Origin of the sequence: Streptomyces sp. GESEQ-4 (genome assembly GCF_017948455.1) — a bacterium.
Taxonomy (GTDB): Bacteria; Actinomycetota; Actinomycetes; order Streptomycetales; family Streptomycetaceae; genus Streptomyces.
Window position 1 is genome coordinate 16,957 of record NZ_JAFFSU010000004.1, and the last position, 16,783, is coordinate 33,739.

The 16,783-nt window shown below is 70.5% G+C and carries 18 protein-coding genes; 13 read left to right on the forward strand and 5 right to left on the reverse strand.

Translation table 11 applies throughout. From position 1 onward, the window contains the following. Positions 1-106: 106 nt before the first annotated feature. The 5 genes from KCH48_RS10200 to KCH48_RS10220 all read left to right on the forward strand — a co-directional run bounded on the left by KCH48_RS10200 (position 107) and on the right by KCH48_RS10220 (position 4,005). A complete protein-coding gene (locus tag KCH48_RS10200) occupies positions 107-2,305 on the forward strand; it encodes an ATP-dependent DNA helicase UvrD2 (protein WP_210572288.1) in 2,199 nt (732 codons plus the stop codon). 165 nt (positions 2,306-2,470) lie between these two features. Next, a complete protein-coding gene (locus KCH48_RS10205; RefSeq protein WP_210572289.1) occupies positions 2,471-2,797 on the forward strand; it encodes a hypothetical protein in 327 nt (108 codons plus the stop codon). Between the two features lie 173 nt (positions 2,798-2,970). Further along, positions 2,971-3,339 (forward strand): WhiB family transcriptional regulator, encoded by a 369-nt coding sequence (locus KCH48_RS10210; protein ID WP_188183286.1) that lies wholly within the window; start codon positions 2,971-2,973, stop codon positions 3,337-3,339. Then, entirely contained in the window at positions 3,336-3,659 is a 324-nt protein-coding gene (locus KCH48_RS10215; protein WP_210572291.1) for a hypothetical protein, read from the forward strand. The genes KCH48_RS10210 and KCH48_RS10215 overlap by 4 nt, the downstream gene beginning before the upstream one ends. Positions 3,660-3,795: 136 nt before the next feature. Then, positions 3,796-4,005 (forward strand): hypothetical protein, encoded by a 210-nt coding sequence (locus KCH48_RS10220; protein ID WP_210572293.1) that lies wholly within the window; start codon positions 3,796-3,798, stop codon positions 4,003-4,005. Positions 4,006-4,027: 22 nt separating this feature from the next. Here the strand turns inward: KCH48_RS10220 and KCH48_RS10225 are convergent, their stop codons facing one another. After that, the gene (locus KCH48_RS10225; RefSeq protein WP_210572295.1) at positions 4,028-5,398 is read right to left on the reverse strand and encodes an AarF/ABC1/UbiB kinase family protein; all 1,371 of its coding nucleotides are present in this window, start codon (positions 5,396-5,398) and stop codon (positions 4,028-4,030) included. Then, entirely contained in the window at positions 5,391-6,605 is a 1,215-nt protein-coding gene (locus tag KCH48_RS10230) for a ThiF family adenylyltransferase (protein ID WP_210572297.1), read from the reverse strand. Before KCH48_RS10230 ends, KCH48_RS10225 begins: the two co-directional genes overlap by 8 nt. A gap of 229 nt (positions 6,606-6,834) precedes the next feature. On the opposite strand from KCH48_RS10230, the gene KCH48_RS10235 reads away from it, so the two are divergent. The 4 genes from KCH48_RS10235 to KCH48_RS10250 all read left to right on the forward strand — a co-directional run bounded on the left by KCH48_RS10235 (position 6,835) and on the right by KCH48_RS10250 (position 10,767). After that, positions 6,835-7,431, forward strand: a complete 597-nt coding sequence (locus tag KCH48_RS10235) for a M48 family metallopeptidase (protein ID WP_210572299.1) — start codon at positions 6,835-6,837, stop codon at positions 7,429-7,431. Positions 7,432-7,569: 138 nt separating this feature from the next. After that, on the forward strand, positions 7,570-9,303 hold the full coding sequence (locus tag KCH48_RS10240; protein ID WP_210572301.1) for a TerD family protein: 1,734 nt from the start codon (positions 7,570-7,572) through the stop codon (positions 9,301-9,303). Between the two features lie 13 nt (positions 9,304-9,316). Continuing rightward, complete coding sequence (locus tag KCH48_RS10245; protein WP_210572303.1) at positions 9,317-9,997, forward strand: AIM24 family protein; 681 nt, start codon at positions 9,317-9,319, stop codon at positions 9,995-9,997. Between the two features lie 14 nt (positions 9,998-10,011). Then, positions 10,012-10,767: an AIM24 family protein gene (locus tag KCH48_RS10250; protein ID WP_210572305.1), complete on the forward strand. Its 756-nt coding sequence runs from the start codon at positions 10,012-10,014 to the stop codon at positions 10,765-10,767. A gap of 61 nt (positions 10,768-10,828) precedes the next feature. On the opposite strand, the gene KCH48_RS10255 is transcribed toward KCH48_RS10250, so the two are convergent. Together KCH48_RS10255 and KCH48_RS10260 are read right to left on the reverse strand one after the other, a co-directional pair. Continuing rightward, positions 10,829-11,350 (reverse strand): NUDIX hydrolase, encoded by a 522-nt coding sequence (locus KCH48_RS10255; protein WP_210572307.1) that lies wholly within the window; start codon positions 11,348-11,350, stop codon positions 10,829-10,831. Beyond that, complete coding sequence (locus KCH48_RS10260; RefSeq protein ID WP_210572309.1) at positions 11,347-12,765, reverse strand: zinc-dependent metalloprotease; 1,419 nt, start codon at positions 12,763-12,765, stop codon at positions 11,347-11,349. The genes KCH48_RS10255 and KCH48_RS10260 overlap by 4 nt, the downstream gene beginning before the upstream one ends. 191 nt (positions 12,766-12,956) lie before the next feature. On the opposite strand from KCH48_RS10260, the gene KCH48_RS10265 reads away from it, so the two are divergent. The 4 genes from KCH48_RS10265 (at position 12,957) to KCH48_RS10280 (ending at position 16,095) form a co-directional block, all read left to right on the forward strand. Next, a complete protein-coding gene (locus tag KCH48_RS10265; protein ID WP_210572311.1) occupies positions 12,957-14,075 on the forward strand; it encodes an SDR family oxidoreductase in 1,119 nt (372 codons plus the stop codon). A 111-nt stretch (positions 14,076-14,186) separates the two neighbouring features. Beyond that, positions 14,187-14,648, forward strand: a complete 462-nt coding sequence (locus KCH48_RS10270) for a molybdenum cofactor biosynthesis protein MoaE (RefSeq protein WP_210572312.1) — start codon at positions 14,187-14,189, stop codon at positions 14,646-14,648. Positions 14,649-14,767: 119 nt separating this feature from the next. Further along, positions 14,768-14,932, forward strand: a complete 165-nt coding sequence (locus tag KCH48_RS10275) for a hypothetical protein (protein WP_210572314.1) — start codon at positions 14,768-14,770, stop codon at positions 14,930-14,932. 68 nt (positions 14,933-15,000) lie between these two features. After that, a complete protein-coding gene (locus KCH48_RS10280; RefSeq protein WP_210572317.1) occupies positions 15,001-16,095 on the forward strand; it encodes a PDZ domain-containing protein in 1,095 nt (364 codons plus the stop codon). 22 nt (positions 16,096-16,117) lie between these two features. Here KCH48_RS10280 and KCH48_RS10285 read toward each other — a convergent pair whose 3' ends face one another. Further along, on the reverse strand, positions 16,118-16,663 hold the full coding sequence (locus KCH48_RS10285) for a PPA1309 family protein (RefSeq protein ID WP_246885112.1): 546 nt from the start codon (positions 16,661-16,663) through the stop codon (positions 16,118-16,120). Positions 16,664-16,783 lie beyond the last annotated feature (120 nt).

Sequence of the window (16,783 nt, forward strand, 5' to 3'; positions counted from 1 at the left end):
GGGGGGTATCCGTCCGCACGTAACGCCTGCCGCATTAGTACGACTGCGGGTGCCTGCCTGTGGACAACCGGCTCACCCGTCTCCGGCGACCTGGCAGCATAGCGGTGTGACAGCAGCAACGCACTCCCCGCTCTTCCCGCAGGCACCGGGCTCGGCCGACGCGGTGCTCGAAGGGCTCGACCCCGAGCAGCGCGAGGTGGCCACCGCCCTGCAGGGCCCGGTCTGTGTGCTGGCGGGCGCCGGCACGGGCAAGACACGGGCGATCACCCATCGCATCGCCTATGGGGTGCGCGCCGGAATTCTCCAGCCCTCCAGCGTGCTGGCCGTCACCTTCACCAACCGTGCCGCCGGGGAGATGCGCGGCCGGCTGCGCCAGCTCGGCGCCGCCGGGGTCCAGGCCCGCACCTTCCACTCGGCCGCCCTGCGCCAGCTGCAGTATTTCTGGCCGAAGGCGATCGGCGGCTCCATGCCCCGGCTCGTCGATCGCAAGATCCAACTGGTCGCCGATGCGGCCGCCGCCTGCAGCATCCGCCTCGACCGGGGCGAGCTGCGGGACGTCACCGCCGAGATCGAGTGGTCCAAGGTCACCCAGACCGTCCCCGCCGACTACGCGGCCGCCGCCGCCAAGTCCGGCCGCGAGATCCCCCGTCACCCGGCCGAGATCGCCCAGCTCTACTCCGCCTACGAGGACGTCAAGCGCAGCCGCTCCGTCATCGACTTCGAGGACGTCCTGCTGCTGACCGTCGCCGTCCTCCAGGACCGGCACGACATCGCCGAGCAGGTCCGCGCCCAGTACCAGCACTTCGTGGTCGACGAATACCAGGACGTCAGCCCGCTCCAGCAGCGCCTGCTGGAGCTGTGGCTCGGCGACCGGGAGAACCTGTGCGTGGTCGGCGACGCCAGCCAGACGATCTACTCGTTCACAGGAGCAACCCCGGACCATCTGCTCGACTTCCGCACCCGCCACCCCGGCGCCACCGTGGTCAAGCTGGTCCGTGACTACCGTTCCACCCCACAGGTCGTCCACCTGGCCAACGGCCTGCTCGCCCAGGCCCGCGGACGCGCAGCCGACCACCGCCTGGAGCTGATCTCCCAGCGAGCCCCGGGCCCCGAGCCCGGCTACACCCAGTACGACGACGAGCCTGCCGAGGCGGAAGGCGCCGCCCGTCGTATCCGAGAGCTCATCGACGCCGGTGTCCCGGCGAGCGAGATCGCGATCCTGTTCCGTACGAACTCCCAGTCCGAGACCTACGAACAGGCCCTCGCCGACGCCGGGGTGCCCTACCAGCTGCGGGGCGCCGAGCGGTTCTTCGACCGGCCCGAGGTCCGCAAGGCGGGCATCGCCCTGCGGGGCGCGGCCCGTTTCGGCGGCAACGACTCCCTGCTCGACGACGCGGTCGACCTCCCGTCCCAGGTGCGTGCCGTGCTCTCCGGCGAGGGCTGGACGCCGCGGCCCCCGGCCGGGTCCGGTGCCGTCAGAGAGCGGTGGGAGTCCCTGGCCGCCCTGGTGAACCTGGCGGTGGACTTCGCCGCGGCCAGCCCCGGTGCCACCCTCGGCGACCTGGTCGCGGAGCTCGACGAGCGGGCGAACGCCCAGCACGCCCCGACCGTGCAGGGCGTCACGCTCGCCTCCCTGCACTCGGCCAAGGGCCTGGAGTGGGACGTCGTCTTTCTGGTGGGCGTGGCCGACGGCATGATGCCGATCACCTATGCGAAGACGGAGGAGCAGATCGAGGAGGAACGCCGGCTCCTCTATGTCGGCGTGACCCGCGCTCGAGAACAGCTCCATGTTTCCTGGGCGTTGTCCCGCTCGCCCGGCGGCCGCGCCAACCGCAAGCCCAGCCCTTTCCTCGACGGGCTGCGCCCCGGTTCGACCACCACCGCCGGCCGAGCCGCGACGGTCGGCGCCGGTGGCGTCGAGCGTGGCTTCACCACCAGCACCCCGGCCGTCGCGCCGAGACGCAGACAGCGCAGTCCGGCCCGCTGCCGAGTCTGCGGACGCACTCTCACCGACGCCGGCGAGATGAAGCTGATGCGCTGCGAGGACTGCCCCTCCGACATGGACGAGGGCCTCTACGAGCGGTTGCGTCACTGGCGTGCGGAACAGGCGCAGCGCAGCGGCCAGCCCGCCTTCTGCGTCTTCACCGACAAGACGCTGATGGCCATCGCCGAGGCCATGCCCGACGACGACGGAGAGTTGGCGCGGATCCCGGGCGTGGGAGTGCGCAAGCTCAACCGCTACGGCGCCGATGTGCTGGCCATCTGCGCAGGCCGGGAGGGGCCGGGAGAGGAAGGCGAGGGCTGAAACCAACTCGTCGGAAAAATAGTTTGCGCATGCCCCAGCAATCCCCATAGGTTCTTAGCCACGGGGACGGAGGCCTTCTCGGAGGCCCCGATTCCGTGTTGTACTTGCATTTCCGTCGGACTGGCTCACCCCAGTCCCCCGAGACGCCGAAAGGAGGCGAGTCCAGTGATCAGCATCAACACCAGCTTCATCAGCACCGTGAAAATGACCGATCGCTCGGTCGTCGCCTCTGTGTGCATGCTCGGCGCCTCCAACCCGGGCACCGGTCTGTCCGGCATTCGTGCCGCGCGTCCGGCGTCCTCTGTGTCTCCTGCGGGCCTTCCCGTGAGCGAGCGCAATGAGCGACCGGTTATGGCACTGGAAGCGGCTGTAGTGGCACAGGCCAAGGCCTATGCCCTTGCGGCGACCGGTGCCGGATTCCGGAAGCAGACGACGCAGCACCACCAGATGTGGGCCTTCCGTGGGCCAGAACCCTGGAGTGATCCAGCCTGATTGATCAGGCCGGCGCCTTCAGGGCCGCGGAACCCCATCCGGGATCCGCGGCCCTTCTGTTTGTCCCCGACCAGGGACGGCGGAGCGAAGGGGCCTCGGGACAAGAAAAGAACCCGGTACCAGCCGACCACCGGCCCAACAGGGCCGGACCGACCAGACGAGGAAGACGAACCGTGCAACTCGAAGCGCACGCCCCGTCCGTACCGCCTTCCGACACGATCCCCAAGCCCGGCCTCACGGAGGACTCCACCTTGACCCCGCTCACCGCGCTCACCGCGCTGGACGACGCCATCGAGAACCTCGGCGTGCCCGTCCCCTGCCGTTCCTACGACCCGGAGGTCTTCTTCGCCGAGTCGCCGGCGGACGTCGAGTACGCCAAGTCCCTCTGCCGCACCTGCCCGCTGATCGAGGCCTGCCTCGCCGGCGCCAAGGAGCGGCGTGAGCCCTGGGGCGTCTGGGGTGGCGAGCTGTTCGTCCAGGGTGTCGTCGTCGCCCGGAAGCGGCCGCGTGGCCGCCCGCGCAAGAACCCGGTCACGGCATGAACACCGCAGGAACGATCGACCGCCCCCTCACGCACGACCCCAAGAAGCAGGCCCCGATGAAGCCGTCCACCAACGAGCCCGCCGGCTCCGCGATCGAAGACGTCACCACCACCGGCGCGATCGACTCGCGTCAGAACAGGACCCGAGAGATGCAACTCATCCCAGAAGCCATGGCTCGTGCGCATATGCACGAGCGCCTGTACGAGGCCGAGCGGGAACGCCAGGCCCTGCGCCTGGTGGCCGCTCGCCGGATGCAGCGCCGGGCGGAGCGCGCGTCGCTGCGCGCCCGCCGCGCGCTCGCCATGGCCGTCATGCAGTGATCGAGAACACCTGAAGCGGTGGCCTCCCGAACAGGGGGGCGAGAGCTTTCCCGCGGGGGCCGGTCCGTCCGAACGGACCGGCCCCCGCGGTGCGTTGTGCCCGCCGATCCGCCGGCCACGGCGATATCGTCGCCGGGTGACGAGTCTTCCCGGAGGCAGTGACAACGGCGGTGCGGACGCGGAGCCGACCTCTCTCGTGTGTGCCCGTTGCGGCACCCGTGCCTCGGTTCCCCGGCCCACCTGGACCTGCTCGGTGGAGAACGGCACTCGCCAGTACTTCTGCGACACCTGCTCCCGGGAGAACCTCAGAGCCATCGAGGGGCGGCTGGACTCGGCCTGGTGGTGAGCCCGGCTCACACCGCCGCCGCTTACGCCTCCGCCGCCGAATCCTCCTCGTCCAGGATCTCCTCAGGCATGAACCCCGGTAGCCACTCCTCCAGTTCCTCGCGCAGTCGCACCGTCGCTCCCAGCTGGCACAGCACGCCGATCGTGCTGAGGGTCACCCGGTGTATCAGCAGATACGCCGGAGGCAGATTGAGCTGCTTGCCCAACTGGTAGGCGGGGGAACGCGGATCGGCGACTCGGGCCGCCTGGCTGCGCATCCAGCCGCGGGTGAAGGTGAACTCGTCCACACGGGCCGGTTCGATGATCGGCAGGAGGTAGTCGAGGACGGCGTCGGGGTCCAGGTCTATCGAGTCCTTGACGAAGCCCTCCGTGCACAGCAGTTCATAGACAGCGTCCGCCTCGCCGTCGAGCGTCATACGCAGGGAGTGGCCGATCGGGGTCGGGAGTCCGCCCGGGAGGCGGTCCACGGTGCCGAAGTCCAGCACGCCCAGGCGCCAGTCGTCCTCGCCGTTGGGACCGCCGGGCAGGAGCCGGAAGTTGCCCGGGTGCGGGTCGGCGTGCAGGAGGCCGGTGCGGGCCGGGCCGGAGAAGAGGAAGCGGGCCAGGAGCTGGCCGGCCCGGTCGCGCTGGTCCTGGGTGCCCTCCGAGATGATCTCCGACATGGGGATGCCGTCCATCCACTCGGTGATCAGAACCTGCTCACACTGGTGGACCACCTCGGGCACCACGACGTCCGGGTCGTCCGTGAACTCCTCGGCGTGGGCCTGCTGGGCCTGCGCTTCCAGGTCGTAGTCCAACTCCTCCGAGACCCGGTCGCGCAGCTCCGCGATGAGGGGCTTGATGTCCATCCCCGGGATGAGCGGGCCCAACAGGCGGGCGAAACGGCTCAGTTGGTTCAGATCGGACAGCAGGGCTTCGCCGGCGCCCGGGTACTGCACCTTGACCGCCACCTCGCGGCCGTCCTGCCACACTCCCCGGTGCACCTGGCCGATCGAGGCTGCCGCGGAGGGCTTGTCCTCGAACTCGAGGAACAGGTCGTGCCAGTCCTCGCCGAGCCGCTCCGAGAGCACGGCGTGCACGGTACGCGTCGGCATCGGCGGGGCCGCGTCCTGCAACTTGGTCAGCGCCGCCCGGTAGGGCCCGGCGACCTCCTCGGGCAGCGCGGACTCGAAGACGGACAGAGCCTGCCCGAACTTCATCGCCCCGCCTTTCAGCTCGCCGAGGACCTTGAACAACTGCTCCGCGGTGCGCTGCTGCAGTTCGCGGCCGACGATCTCCGCGGACTCGCCGACGATCCGCTTGCCCAGTCCCCAGGTGGCCCGCCCGGCGAAGCCGAGCGGGAGCGCGGCGAGCTTGGCGGTCCGGGTGACCGCCTTCCGGGGAAGATCAGACATGCGCCCTCCAGGTCCCAGCCAGCCGCGCCGCGTGTGTCGTACGGCGAAACTCCTTCGACGGTTGTTGCTCTGCCATTGTCTCGTGTGAGTTCTCGTCCTCCGAGGAGTGTGCCCCCTCAGCTTTCTCCGCGGCGCCGCAGGGGCATGCAGGATGGGCCCAGATCGGCCGCGCATGCCAGTGGAGGCCGGGCAGGGACACCTCCCAGCGGGCGCCGGCGGTCGACGGCAGATGGCCGTCCAGGAAGGCGAGCGCATGCGTGGCCGCGAGCCCGGCGACCGTGGTTGCCAGCGCCAGATCACAGGGTCCCACCTGCCGCTGTTTCCCCGAGCGCCACTGGGCCACCAGGCGTGGCCAGGCCGGATCCCGGTCCGTGCGCCCCTCGTGCAGACAGCCCGCACAGCTGGTCTCCCCGGGCAGGACGAGAGGGCCGACCATGCCGGTTCCCTCCACGACACCGGCATACAGATGAGGCGTGCCGGAGGTGATCAGCGGCTCGGCGGTGGCGGGGACGGGCGCGTGCACACCGACGTCGTCCCGTGGCGCGAGGACGACCAGGGAGAATCCCGGTTCGCGGTCATCGAGCGGGGACTGCGGGCCGCGGCGCGGCGGGCTGTCCGGTGCCGCCCGGCGTACGGCCCGGCGGGCCGCTTCGGCTCTGCGGTCGCCGATCGACTCGGCGGGCAGTCCACCCGGTGCGATGTCCCAGGGCTCGACGGTGCCGCCGTCGAGTACGTCCACCTCGCCGACGCCGGCGCCCGACAGCAGGGAGGCGAGCACCGCTCCCACCCGGCCCGCGCCCCGCACCTGGACCCGCAGGGAGCGGCGGGCCGCCAACTGCCGCATCGCGTCGCCCGGTGCGGAGGTGGTCAGGGTCAGGGAGGCCAGATCGGGGCGCAGCCGGTCCAGGACCTCCTTCTTCCCCCGCAGCGCCTCGGCAGCCGGGCCGCCGCCTGTCGCGTCGTCGACGAGGCCGGACCGCGCCAGCCGCTCCACCAGCTCGTCGACATGTCCGTCCGGCAGATCCATTCGCCGGCCCTCCTCGCGCAGCAGTGGGAGTCCGCGCGTGCCGTTGAGCAGATCGAGAAAGCTTCCCGTCGCCGTGTCCATCGGACCCAGCGTCATCGCGTGCGCCGGTGTCATCCCGAACTGCACGGTGTTGAGGTCGCGCCAGCCGCGCCTGAGCGCGGGCTTCACCATCGGATGCATGTCAGGCCCCCGTAGCCCCGTGAAAGATCCCCGTACGTCCCCGTTCGTCGGAGAGGCGTGGTCAGTGCTCCGCCGACGAGTGCCAGCATGCCCGCCCTCGCGGCGGGACACCGAAAGTTGTCCACAGGCGGTGGATATTCTTCGTACAAATCAGACGCCTGGTGAGGGATCGGAATCGAACCGTCCCGGAGTCGGGACTTCCCCCGTGTGCAGCGGGTAACGTCGGGGCGTGTCCGCCGACCCACTGCACCGCGCCGGAACTCCACAGCGCAGTACGACGAGCCCGCCGCCGAGCGGTCCGGTGGCGAGCGCGATCGAGGTGCGCCGGAGCGCCCGCAGACGCAGGACGGTCTCCGCGTACCGCGAGGGCGATCGCACCGTCGTGCTCATTCCCGCCCGGATGTCCGAGGCGGAGGAGCAGCGCTGGGTCAACGTCATGCTCGACAAGCTCGCCGCCCAGGAGAGCAAGCGGCAGCTGGGCGACGCCGAGCTCGCCGAGCGGGCGGAACGGCTCTCGGACCAGTACTTCGGCGGTCGGGCCCGGCCCACGTCCGTGCGCTGGGTCACCAACCAGAACACACGCTGGGGCTCGTGCACCCCGGCCGAGGGCAGTATCCGGCTCTCGCACCGGCTGCAGGGCATGCCCGAGTACGTCGTCGACTACGTCCTGCTCCATGAGCTCGCGCATCTGCTGGTCCCCGGACACGGGCCCCGGTTCTGGCGCCTGCTGGAGGCGTACCCGCGGACCGAGCGGGCCCGCGGCTATCTCGAAGGGGTGGTCGCCGCCGACCGGCTGCCGCATCTGCCCGGCGCGCGCACCGAGTGACCACTCCCGCCGACGGCGCCCGAGGCGCCGCCGAAGGGTGATTGTGTACCGGGTCTGTACCGACTTCGTCCGGTGTCCGAGTTTGCAGTTAGCCTGACGCGACGCACTCGTATTCGGGATGGGGGACGGTCGTTACGCATGGCCAGGGAATTCCAACGCGGCCACAAGGCCAAGATCAGTGACCTCACCGCGGGCACGGATCTGTACGTAGGTGTGCAGATCTCGGGCCCCGGGCTGAGCTTCGACATCAGCTGCTTCGGCCTCGACGCCGACGAACGGCTCTCGGACGACCGGTACTTCATCTTCTTCAACCAGCCGAAGTCCCCCGAGGAGTCCATCCAACTGCTGGGGGCGCAGGCCGGCGACACGGAGTCCTTCCGGGTCACGCTCGACAGAATCCCGCCGCAGATCCAGAAGCTGTCCTTCACGGCGACGCTGGACGGCGCCGGTCAGCTGTCGCAGATCGCTCCCGGATACATCCGCATCGTCGCCGGTGGCGAGGAAGTGGCCCGCTATCCCTTCAGCGGCTCGGAGTTCACCACCGAACGGGCGGTGATGCTGGGCGACTTCTACCTGAAGGACGTCTGGCGGTTCGCCGCGGTCGGTCAGGGCTTCGACGGCGGCCTCGACGCGCTGCTGAAGAACTTCGGCGGCGAGGTCCTCGAAGAGGAGACGCCCGAACCGCAGCCACAGGCCCAGGCCGGTGCGGCTCCCGGTTTCGCGCCGCCCGCGCAGGCCGGCGCGCCGCCCGCCTTCGGCGCCCCGTCCACCCCGGCACCCGCCCCGGCGCCTCCGGCCCCGCAGCCCGCCGCGCAGGGCTTCGCGCCCCCGCCCGCGGCCGCGCCGCCGGCAGCACCCCAGCCCCCGGCGCCCGCACCCTCCGTGCACGCCGCACCCACCATCGTCGCCCCGATGACACCGCCGGGCGGCGCCCAGGTGCCGCCCCCGGCCCCCGCCCCGGCGCCCCACGGACAGCCCCCCGGCCAGCAGCAACCGCCGTACGGCCAGGCCCCGGGCCAGACCGCCCCGCTGCCGCCCGGCTACGCCCAGCCCCAGGCACCGCAGGCCCCCCAGGCACCGCAAGCCCCCACGCCGCCGCCCGGCTACGGTCAGCCGACCCCGCCTCCCGGCTATGGACAGCAGCCGCAGTTCGGGCAGGCTCCGGGCCAGCAGGCAGCCCCGTACGGCGCTCCTCAGGGAACTCCGCAGGCTCCCGGTGTCACCGCCGCGCTCCAGAAGTTCAAGGAGACGCCGACTGGGCAGCGCTGGACGCCGCAGAACAAGAAGATGATCCGCGTCGACCTCGGCGTCGGCGGGCAGCCGGTGCTGGCCCGGCAGGGCAGCATGGTGCTCTACCAGGGCAAGGTCGACTTCAGCTACAAGAGTGCGGGCTTCGCCGGCCGGATCGCGGGCAACGCGACCGGCCAGGAGATGCAGCTGATGCGCTGTACCGGCCAGGGCCAGGTGTTCCTCGCCGAGAGCTCCGCGATGCTGCACCCCATCGAGCTCCAGGGCGACGGCATCTGTGTCTCCGCCGAGAACGTCCTCGCCTTCGACGAGGGCCTCCAGCACGAGGTCCGCCGTATCGAGGGACACGGCATCCCCGGAGGCGCGCTGTTCACGATGCAGTTCACCGGGACCGGCACGATCGTCGTGAAGACGCACGGCACGCCCGTGGTGTTGCCGGTCACGCCCACGACGTTCGCGGACTGCAACGCCGTGGTCGCCTGGTCGTCCGCCGCTCAGGTGGTCGTCTCCAGCCAGGTCCGCATGCGCCGCAACGCCTACCCCGGCGACACCGGGGAGAGCGTCAACCTCCAGTTCCGCGGCGCTCCCGGCAACTTCATCGTCGTCCAGCCGTACGAGATCTGAGGGAGAGCCCGTCATGAACCAGCCGCTCGCGGGCTACGCTCCCGCACCCGTCACCGCCCGCATGGAGAACCACGGCAACCACATGCTGAAGGTCGCCATGCAGACCGGAAACGACCTCCTCGCGCGCGTGGGGTCGATGGTCGCCTACGAGGGGTTCGTCCAGTACGAGCCCAACCCGCCCGCCGTCCGCCAGATCGCCCGCGACTGGGCCACCGGCGAGGGCGCGCCCCTGATGAAGTGCTCCGGCGACGGCCTGCTCTACCTCGCCGACTACGGCGCCAACGTCGTCGTGATCAACCTCAACGGCGACGGGATCTCCGTCAACGCCACCAATCTGCTCGCCTTCGACGCCCACCTCACCTGGGGCGTCGAGCGGGTCAAGGGGCTGGCGAAGTTCGCCGGGCAGGGCCTGTGGAACACCAAGATCTCCGGGCAGGGCTGGGTCGCGCTGACCTCCCGGGGCAAGCCGATCGTCGTCGACTGCGGCGGTGGCGAGGACGAGACGTACGTCGACCCGGACGCGCTCGTCGCCTGGTCCCCGAACCTCAAGGTGAAGGGCAAGCGCAGCTTCAAGGCGCAGTCGCTCATCGGCCGGGGCAGCGGTGAGGCCTTCCAGATGGCCTTCTCCGGCCAGGGCATCGTCGTCGTCCAGCCCAGCGAGGACAGCACCGACCGTCTCCGGGTCCGGGGCTGAGGGGGAGCACCACCATGCAGAGTCCGCTTTTCGCCTACAACGACCAGCAGACCCAGGAGCGTTGGAGCCTGCAGAACAAGCAGATGCTCCGCGTCGCCGTGGACGGTCAGGAGGACCTTCTCGCCCGCAAGGGCACGATGGTCGCCTACCAGGGCCTCATCGAGTTCGACGCCGAGTACCAGAGCCGCAATCGGGGACGCGCGCGTGCCCGCACCGGTGAGGGCCTGGACCTGATGCGCTGTCACGGGCAGGGCACGGTCTACCTCGCCAACCTCGCGCAGCACGTCCATGTGATGGAGGTGGACCACGACGGGCTGACCGTCGACAGCAGCTACGTCCTCGCCATGGACTCCTCGCTGCACCACGAGGTCATCGCCGTCGACAGCCTCTACGGCATCTCCGGCTCCGGGAAGTACCAGCTCAACATCACCGGCCGCGGCAAGGTCGCGCTGATGACCTCGGGCGCCCCGCTGATGATGCAGGTGACACCCGACAAGTACGTCAACTGCGACGCCGACGCCATCGTCGCCTGGTCGACCTCCCTGCGCGTGCAGATGCAGGCCCAGACGCACTCCTCCGGGATCTGGCGGCGCCGCGGCAACACCGGTGAGGGCTGGGAGCTCAGCTTCATGGGCAGCGGCTACGCCCTCGTCCAGCCCAGCGAGCTGCTGCCGCCGCAGAACGCCCAGATCGGCTCGGGCGCCGCCGCGCAGTTCGGCATGGGGCAGCAGGGGGCACGGGGCCAGAACCAGGGCAACGCCTGGAGCTGACCGCACGGGACCGCACGAGACGGGTAAGGGGTGACCACCATGGCGGTCACCCCTTACCCGTTCACAGCCTGGCGCGCGTCGCTTCCAGCAGTCGTACGACCGACTCGTCCGCTACGGTCGCCACCTCGTCGTAGGCGAACCAGCGCAGGTCGAGCGACTCGTCGCTGATCGTGTGCACCGCGTCCGGCGGTGCCAGGGCCGCGTACTGGACGTCGAAGTGGCAGTGGCACGGCGGCGGGATCGGATGCCGGTCCAGGCGCACCGGGCCGCCCGGCAGCAGCGTCAGCCCCGCGACACCGGACTCCTCGGTCGCCTCGCGTAGCGCGGCGGCCCGCAGAGAAGTGTCCTGCGGCTCGCAGTGGCCGCCCATCTGCAGCCACATGCGCATCTTCTTGTGCAGGGTCAGCAGGACCCGCCCGCGCGAGGGGTCGATCACCAGCGCGCTCGCCGTGATGTGCCCGTCCTCGCAGGCCTTCCACATGCCGTCCGGGTGTGCCGCGAGATGGTCGAGGTACGCCTGGCGCAGCTCTTCCTGGCCCTCGTACCCCTTCAGCACGAGGACCGCGTCGTCGTACAGGCTCACTCGGTGTCGTCGTCCTCGCTCTTGTCCCGCTTCTTGAGGTCGGGCTTGTCCGCGGCCTCGCCGAGCATCTTGTCCAGCTCGGAGAAGTCGAGCTGCTCGCGGTGCACGAAGCCGTCGGGGTCGTCCAGGTCGGTGGCCGTCGGCAGCATGTCCGGGTGGGCCCACAGGGCGTCCCGGCCGTCGACACCGCGTGCGTCCGTGAGCGAGGCCCACAGGCGGGAGGCGTCGCGCAGGCGCCGGGGGCGCAGCTCGAGGCCGATCAGGGTGGCGAAGGTCTGCTCGGCGGGGCCGCCGGTGGCACGGCGGCGGCGCAGGGTCTCCCGCAGTGCGTCGGCGGACGACAGGCGGGGCTTCGCGGCGGCGTGCACCACCGCGTCGACCCAGCCCTCGACGAGCGCCAGAGCCGTCTCGAGACGAGCCAGGGCCGCCTTCTGCTCGGGCGTGTCCTCCGGCTGGAACATGCCCTGTTGGAGGGCGTCCTGCAGCTGCTCCGGGTTCTGCGGGTCGAACTGGCCGACCACGTCCTCCAGCTTGGCGGTGTCGACCTTGATCCCGCGCGCGTACCCGTCGACCGCCCCGAACAGGTGCGAGCGCAGCCACGGCACATGTGCGAAGAGGCGCTGGTGGGCGGCCTCGCGCAGGGCGAGATACAGCCGCACCTCCTCCTTCGGCACACCGAGGTCCTTGCCCAGCCCTTCGATGTTCACGGGCAGCAGCGCGGCCTTGCCGGCCGGGCCGAGCGGCAGGCCGATGTCGGTCGAGCCGACGACCTCGCCCGCGAGCACACCCACGGCCTGCCCGATCTGCGTGCCGAACATGGCGCCGCCCATGGAGCGCATCATGCCGATCAGCGGGCCCGCCATGGCCTGCATCTCCTCCGGCAGGACGTCGCCCATGGCCGCGCCGACGCGCTCGGCGACCGGGTCGACCAGCTCCTTCCACGCGGGCAGGGTCGCCTCGACCCACTCCGCGCGGCTCCAGGCCACGGCGGTGCCCGCGCCGGACGGCAGCGAGGTCGCGTCGTCGAGCCACAGGTCGGCCAGGCGGACGGCCTCCTGGACCGCGGTGCGGTCGGCGGGGCCGACGCTCGCGTCCTTGACGCCGTCCGCCGTGCCCTGGGAGACCGTCTGGCGGGCGATCTGCTTGGCCATGTCCCAGTTCACCGGCCCGCCCTCGTACGAGAGCATCTGGCCGAGCTGCTGGAACGCGGCGCCCAGGTCGGTGGGGTTCAGCGAGCCGAACATGGCCGCGAACGGATTGTCCGCACCCGGGCCTGAAGCTCCGGGCAGCCCGCCGAAACCGAACGGGTTGGCCGGGCCCTGACCACCACCGCTCTCCTGGTCCTTCTTCTTGCCCTCGTCGCCGTCTTCCGGCTCCTCCGGCGGAAGGCCGAATCCGAATGGGGTGTCACTCACGGGATTCCTCGGCTGTTAAGGCCACCGGTTGGCTCCGGCGGCACGACTGCCCGATAACACCACCCAGCGTAGACACCCGGGGCCGTTCGGGCCTCGGTGCTCCGCCGACTCGTTGCCTGCGGCAGGATGGATGCACCTGGTACGCACGCGTCGCTCGCGTTCGTACTGAAGACAACCGCTGGAGACGCCCGGTGAGTTCCCCAGATCCACAGGTTCGCGCAGCGCGAAACCACTCAACCACGCCCGCGTCCGCTCTGCGCGGGCCCGTCGTCGCGGTCACCGGTGCCGCGTCCGGCATCGGTGCGCTGCTCACCGAGCGGCTCGCCGCTTCCGAAGAGATCAAACAGGTCATCGCGATCGACGAGCGGCGCGGCGAGTGCGCCGGTGCCCAGTGGCACATCCTCGACGTGCGGGATCCGGCGATCGCGGACAAGCTGCGGGGCGCGGACGTGGTGGTGCATCTGGCGCTCGACCTGGATCTGGAGACCGACGCCGCGGCCCGAACGGCCTACAACGTCCGGGGGACACAGACCGTGCTGACCGCCGCGGCGGCGGCCGGCGTGCACCGGGTGGTCGTGTGTACGTCGGCGATGGTCTACGGAGCGCTGCCGGACAACGAGCTGCCGCTGTCCGAGGACGCGGAGCTGCGGGCCACGGCCGAGGCCACCGGGGTCGGGGATCTGCTGGAGATCGAGCGGCTCGCGCGACGGGCCCCGCGTGCGCATCCGGGGCTCAATGTCACCGTCGTCCGGCCCTCGGTGCTGGTCGGAGGCACCGACACCGCGCTGACCAGGTACTTCGAGTCGCCTCGGCTGCTTGTCGTCGCCGGCTCCCGGCCCGCCTGGCAGTTCTGTCATGTCGAGGATCTGTGCAGCGCTCTGGAGTACGCCGTCCTGGAGAAGGTCGACGGTGAGCTGGCCGTCGGGTGTGACGGATGGCTGGAGCAGGAGGAGGTCGAGGAGCTGAGCGGGATCCGGCGGATGGAGCTGCCGTCCGCGGTCGCGCTGGGCGCGGCGGCCCGGCTGCACCGGATCGGGCTCACGCCGTCCCCGGCGGGGGATCTGGCCTACACGATGTATCCGTGGGTGGTGAGCGGGAGCCGGCTGCATGACGCCGGGTGGCGGCCGCAGTGGACCAACGAGGAGGTCCTCGCGGAGCTGCTGGAGGAGGTCTCCGGTCGGCGCACGGTCGTCGGGCGGCGGCTGGGCCGGAAGGACGCGACGGCGGCGGGCGCCGCGGGTGCGACGGTGGCGCTGCTGGGTGCGGCGGCCGTGGTGCGGCGGGCCCGGAAGGCCCGGCGTCGGGTCTGACGGGTATGAGTGCCGGACCCGGGTTCCTGTAGGAGGCTCCGAAGCTCCACGCGCGCGTGCCGGGTGAAAGTTCCCTTCCGGGTTGTCAGTGGCGTGGGGCACGATGGAGACATGGCACCCACGAACGATCACCCCGGTGAGCAGGCCGCGCACGATCCCATCAAGCTGATCGCCATCCGGGAGACGGCCCTCTCCCTCGACGAGGTCTTCAAGGCCGTCGGGGACGACGCCGCCGGCGGGACCGCTCTGTTCGTCGGGACCGTGCGGAATCACGACGGGGGCGCCGACGTCGATGAGCTCGGGTACTCGTGCCATCCCAGTGCCGAGGCCGAGATGCGGCGGATCGCCGAGAAGGTCGTCGCCGAGTTCCCGGTGCGCGCGCTCGCGGCGGTGCACCGGGTCGGGGACCTCACGGTGGGGGACCTCGCCGTCGTCGTCGCCGTGTCGTGCCCGCATCGGGGTGAGGCCTTCGAGGCGTGCCGGAAGCTCATCGACGACCTCAAGCACGAAGTGCCGATCTGGAAGCACCAGAAGTTCTCCGATGGGACGGAAGAGTGGGTCGGCGCCTGCTGACCGAACACCGGGCCACCCTTCCGGTTGCGTAACCCGACCCCCGGCGTGAGCGTTGTCCGTGCAGCTGGTTAATCTGCTGATCAGTCAGTTGCGGTCGCTCATGGGGATGGGAGGACGGCATGGCGGCACTCGCCTGGTTGCTGATTCCGCTTGTGGCTGCGATCGGTGCCGGTCTGTGGGGCAGTTGGGCCAACCGGACCCGGAAGGCGCGGGGTGACGGTCCCGAGCTCGACGGGTACGCGCGCTTCCGCGAGGCCATGGAGAAGCCCCGCACCCGTACGTGACAAGGGCCGGCCGCCCGGACGGACGGCCCTGACGGTCCGCTGACAGCGGCGTCCCGTACTGTCGTTCCATGCCACGCCGCACTGCGACGATGCTCGCCTCCACCCTGCTGCTGATAGCGCTCCTGTGCGCCGGAGTCTTCATCACCGTGCCGTATTCGGAGATGTCGCCGGGGCCGACGGTGAACACGCTCGGGGACCACGACGGCGAGCCGGTGCTGCAGATCTCCGGGCGGAAGACGTACGAGACGAGCGGGCATCTCAACATGACCACGGTGCGGGTCACCAGCGCCGACTACCGGATGAACCTCGTCGAGGCGGTCTACGGCTGGCTCGCGCACGACAACAAGATCGTGCCGCACGACACGATCTACCCGGACGGCAAGACCGAGGAGGAGTCCACCCAGGAGAACGCCGAGGAGTTCAGCCAGTCCCAGGAGAGCGCCAAGGTCGCCGCCCTGAAGGCGCTGGACGTCCCGGTGAAGTCCTGGGTGATCGTCTCGACCGTCCTCAAGGACTCCCCGGCGGAGGGCAGGCTGCACGCCGGCGATGTGATCAAGGCCGTCGACGGGACGACCGTGAAGAAGCCCGAGGACGTCGCCGAACTGGTGACCAAGCACAAGCCCGGTGAGGATGTCGCCTTCACCATCGTGCCCGCCGAGGAACAGACCGCCGCGGAGAAGGAACAGCGGGCGGCGACCAAGACGGAGAAGGTCACCATACGGACCGCGAAGTCCGACGACACCGGCGAGGAGCGCGCCATCGTCGGCATCTCCGCCGGGACCGACCACACCTTCCCGTTCACCATCGACATCAAGCTCGCCGACGTCGGCGGGCCGAGCGCCGGTCTGATGTTCGCGCTCGGCATCTACGACAAGCTCACGCCGGGCAGCCTCACCGGCGGGTCGTTCGTCGCCGGGACGGGCACCATCGACGACGCCGGCAAGGTCGGCCCGATCGGCGGCATCGAGATGAAGACGGTCGGGGCGCGCGAGAAGGGCGCCCAGTACTTCCTGACGCCCGCCGACAACTGCGCGGCCGCCGCCGCCGACACCCCCGACGGCCTCACCCTGGTCAAGGTGAAGACCATCGACGATGCCCTCGGCGCCCTCAAGGACATCCGCAGCGGCGACACCGCCGATCTGCCGAAGTGCACGACGAAGTAGCCGACCGAGGAAGCCGACCCCGCTACTCCTCGAACGTCGCCTCCAGCGCCTGAGCCAGCCCCGGCACCAGCTCGGAACCGGTGAGGACCTCTGTCGGCGTGTCCTTCTCACGCAGCCTCAGGGCCGATTCACGGTCGCCGCCGCGCAGGACCGCGACCGTCATCCGGACCTCCTGGCGCTTCGGGTGGTCGGCGACCCACTGGGCGAGCTTCTGCTCGCTCATGCCCTCCGGAACGGACGCCTCGGCGGACGGCGGCAGCATCAGGCGTTCCACGCTGAGCGCGCAGCCGACCACCGCGTCGGGCCAGGCGATGGTGGCGAGGAACTCGTCGAGCGGCTTGCCCGTTGGAATTTCGTCTTGCTCGATCGGGGTGAGACCGCTGGTGGTCTCCTGCTCGTCCCCCAGGCCGAGCCGGTCCGCGAGCGAGGGCTGTTCGGTCCGCAATCGGGCGGTGTCTACGAGGGCGAAGAGGCGCGCGGGCTGGTCCCAGCCGAGGCCGGAGACGTACTCGTCGATCTCGAGTACGGCCCGGGTCAGAGGGCTCGCTGCCATGGGAGTGTTGGACATGGTCACAATCCTGCCTCGTTCACCACCCGAATCGGGAACCGAGTAAAGCGTGAGTAAGTTGCATAGGTGAGGGCCTACGATCACGGGGCCCTTCGGACGGCCCGCGAACACGGGGGCCCG